This is a genomic window from Rhodoplanes roseus (genome assembly GCF_003258865.1).
Taxonomy (GTDB): domain Bacteria; phylum Pseudomonadota; class Alphaproteobacteria; order Rhizobiales; family Xanthobacteraceae; genus Rhodoplanes; species Rhodoplanes roseus.
Window position 1 is genome coordinate 1 of sequence record NZ_NPEX01000417.1, and the last position, 3732, is coordinate 3732.

A 3732-nucleotide genomic window follows, 5' to 3' on the forward strand; every position below is an offset into this window, starting at 1 on the left:
CCGGGACGAGCCCGGCCATGACGAGGTGGGGTTCACCCCACGCAGCGTGTCGCCGGAAACGTGTAGAGCCGGCTGTCGCCGATCAGATGGGTGATGAAACCGGCCCCGTCGAACACGGTGTCGAACGCCGCGTGGCGCACGTTGAGGCCGCCCGTGAAGGCGCCGAAGGCCGGCATCACCAGCCGGCGGCCGTCGGTGGCGAAGCAGCGCCGCGTCAGGCTGCGGCCGCGATGCACGACGCGCGCACAGGGGTGCAGATGGCCGGCGATCTCGCCGACCGTGCCGAGACCGGCGGGCTCGTGCCGCAGCACCAGTGGGCCGAACTGCAACTCGCGGGCGAAACCGCCGCCGACGTCGCGCCCCGGATCGGGATCGTGATTGCCGGCGATCCAGATCCAGTCGCGCCCGCGCTGGAGCGAGACGAGATGCGCGCGGTCCTCCGGCGACAGTCGCTCGGCACCCGCCGCGTCGTGGAAGCTGTCGCCGAGCGCGACGACGACCTCGGGCCCGTAATAGGCGACGACCCAGGCGAGGCGTTCAAGCGTGTCGGCGGTGTCGAACGGCGGCAGCAGCGATCCCCGCGCCGCGCAGGCCGAGCCCTTTTCCAGGTGCAGGTCGGCGACCAGCAGCATCCGCCGGTCCGGCCACCACAGCGCGCCGGAGAGGTCCGCCACCAGCGCGACGCCGGCAACCGTCAGCGCCGCGCTGCCGGGTGCGCACGGACGCGTCGCCTCGGCCGTCGTCGTGCCCCAGGCCGTACCCCATGTCGCCGCACGCGCGTCCATCACGCGACCTGCCTCGCGGCCGCTACGCCGCAGTCTCGCGGTCGAGGTGACGGTGTTGCGTGTGCGACGTCCCCTGCCCTCACCCCATCGCCTCCCTGACCAGATCCGCTTCGGCTTCCGCCAGCAGCGCCTCGGAGGCTTCCCCGGCGACCCGCTCGCGGCCGATCTCCAGCATCACCGGAACGGCGAGCGGAGAGACCCGCGGCAGCGGTTCGTGGACGATTCGCCCCCTCACCCGCGAGAGCAGCAAACCGAGCCGCCGGATGTCAAGCAGCCCGGTCGCGGCCTCGGCCCGGGCGGCGCGCAACAGCAGGTGATCGGGCTGATGCTTGCGCAGCACGTCGTAGACCAGATCGGTCGAGATCGTCACCTGGCGCCGGCTCTTGTCCTCGCCGCCGGTGCGCCGCTCGATCAGTCCGGCGATCACGGCGCACTGGCGGAACGTGCGTTTCATCAGCGCCGATTCGGCGAGCCACGCCTCGAGATCGTCGCCCAGCATGTCCTGGTCGAACAGTTCCGACAGGCGCAACGCGCCCCGTTTCACGGCGAAGGAGAGGTCGCCCAGCCCCCACACGGCGAGCGCATACTCGTTGGCGACGAAGCCGAGCGGTCTTTGACGCGCCCGTTCCAAGCGCCTCGTGAGAAGCATGCCGAGCGTCTGATGCGCGAGCCGCCCCTCGAACGGATAGCAGACCAGATAATGCTTGTCGGAGCGCGGAAAGGTCTCGACCAGCAGCTCGCCGGGCTTCGGCACGCGCGAGCGTGCCCGCTGCAGATCGAGCCAGCCGTGCACCTGATCAGGCAGCCGCCGCCAGGTCGACGGCGACGCCAGCATGTCGCGCACCCGCGCCGCCAGATAGGTCGACAGCGGAAACTTTCCGCCCGCATAGATCGGGACCTTCGGATCCTCCGACGTGGCGCGCGACACATAGGCCGAGTCCTCGGCCAGCGCCTCGTAGCGCAGCACCTCGCCGGCGAACAGGAAGGTGTCGCCCGGCACCAGGCCCTCGACGAAATACTCCTCCACCTCGCCGAGCAGTCTTCCCCCGCGCGCGACGACGCCGGCCGGCCCTCGGCTCGCCGCACCGCGGGCGCGGACCAGCCTGATCTTGATCATCGGCTCCTCGACGATGGTGCCGACATTGAGCCGATAGCGCTGGGCGATGCGCGGATGGGTGACGCGCCAGCGCCCGTCGGCGCCCTTGCGGATCTTGGCGAAGCGCTCGTACGCCTTCAGCGCGTAGCCGCCGGTGGCGACGAAGTCGACCACGCCGTCGAAATCCGGGCGCGTCAGCGCCGCGTAGGGCGCGGCGGTTCGCACCTCGTCGAACAGCGCGTCGGCCAGGAACGGTTCTCCGCAGGCGCAGCCGAGCACGTGCTGGGCCAGCACGTCGAGCGCGCCGGTGCGCAAGGGCGGCGTGTCCTGCGCGTTCTCGGCGACGGCGTCGATGGCGGCGCGGCATTCCAGGACCTCGAAGCGGTTCGCCGGCACCAGCACGGCGCGCGACGGCTCGTCGAGCCGGTGATTGGCGCGGCCGATTCTCTGGGTCAGCCGCGACGCGCCCTTCGGCGCGCCGACATTGATCACCAGGTCGACGTCGCCCCAGTCGATGCCGAGATCGAGCGAGGAGGTGCACACGACGGCGCGCAGCCGGCCCTCGCCCATCGCCGCCTCGACCTTGCGGCGTTGCGTGACGTCGAGCGAGCCGTGATGGAGCGCGATGGCGTGGCCGTCCTCGTTGATGCGCCACAGCGCCTGGAACAGGAATTCGGCCTGGCTGCGCGTGTTGACGAACACCAGCGTGGTCCTGTGGCGGCCGATCAGATCGTAGATCTCGGCGAGCGCATGGGCGGCCGAGTGCCCCGACCACGGCAGGTGCTCGGCCGTGTCCAGCATCTCGACGATCGGTGCCGCACCGGCCGCGGCCTGCACGATGTCGGCCCGGCGGGTCTCGCCCTCTCGCTGCGGCACCAGGAACCGCGCCAGCTCCTCCGGCGCGGCGACCGTCGCGGAGAGGCCGACCGTCGTGAGACTCGGCGCCGCGGCGAACAATCGCGACAGGCCGAGCGACAGGAGATCGCCGCGCTTGGACGTGACCAGCGCATGCAGCTCGTCGAGCACGACACGGCGGAGCGAGCCGAACAGATAGGGCGCGTCGGCGCTGGCGAGCAGCAGCGCGAGCTGCTCCGGCGTGGTGAGCAGGACGTCGGGCGGGTCGCGCCGCTGGCGGGATCGCCGGCTCTGCGGCGTGTCGCCGGTGCGCGTCTCGATGCGGACCGGCAGCCCCATCTCGGCCACGGGCCGCTCGAGGTTTCGGGCGATGTCGACGGCCAGCGCCTTGAGGGGCGAGATGTAGAGCGTGTGCAGCCCGCCGGAGCGTGTCGAAGGCTCGAAGAGCCCCCCACCGCTGGCGCGCGGCCTCGCCCCGCGCCGACGCGTCTCGAACAGCTCCACCAGGGTCGGCAGGAATCCCGCCAGCGTCTTGCCGGCGCCCGTCGGGGCGATCAGCAGGGCCGAGCGGCCGGCCTGCGCTGCCGCCAGAAGGGCGAGCTGGTGCGGCCGCGGCGCCCAGCCGCGTCCCGCGAACCAGCGGGCGAAGGGTTCCGGCAGGTCCGGCGCGGGCGTTTCGGAAGGCGCGGGTTCGCTCACCCCGCCGTGGTAGCGCGCCCGCGCGGCCGTTCCAAGCCGGCCCGCGCAAGCCGGGCGGCAGGATTGCGGGCCGGCCGGTTCCCGGCCGCGAGGCGGGGCGCTACGGTTCGGCCCTCACCGTGAGCGGCCCGCCATGTCCCTCTACTCGCTTCTGCGTCCGGCTCTGTTCCGGCTCGATCCCGAGCGGGCTCATCATCTCGCGATGGCGGCCGGCGCCCGCGTGCCCTCGCGCTCGACCAGATACGGGATCGCGTCGAGCCGGAAGCCGTCGACGCCGAAGTCGAGCCAGCGGCGCAT

General features: G+C 72.2%; 2 protein-coding genes. Both read right to left on the bottom strand.

Translation table 11 applies throughout. The features are described 5' to 3' along the window. Positions 1-32 precede the first annotated feature (32 nt). Positions 33-785, bottom strand: a complete 753-nt coding sequence (pdeM, locus tag CH341_RS29330; protein WP_111422843.1) for a ligase-associated DNA damage response endonuclease PdeM — start codon at positions 783-785, stop codon at positions 33-35. 79 nt (positions 786-864) lie between these two features. Further along, complete coding sequence (locus CH341_RS29335) at positions 865-3435, bottom strand: ligase-associated DNA damage response DEXH box helicase (protein ID WP_111422845.1); 2571 nt, start codon at positions 3433-3435, stop codon at positions 865-867. Positions 3436-3732 lie beyond the last annotated feature (297 nt).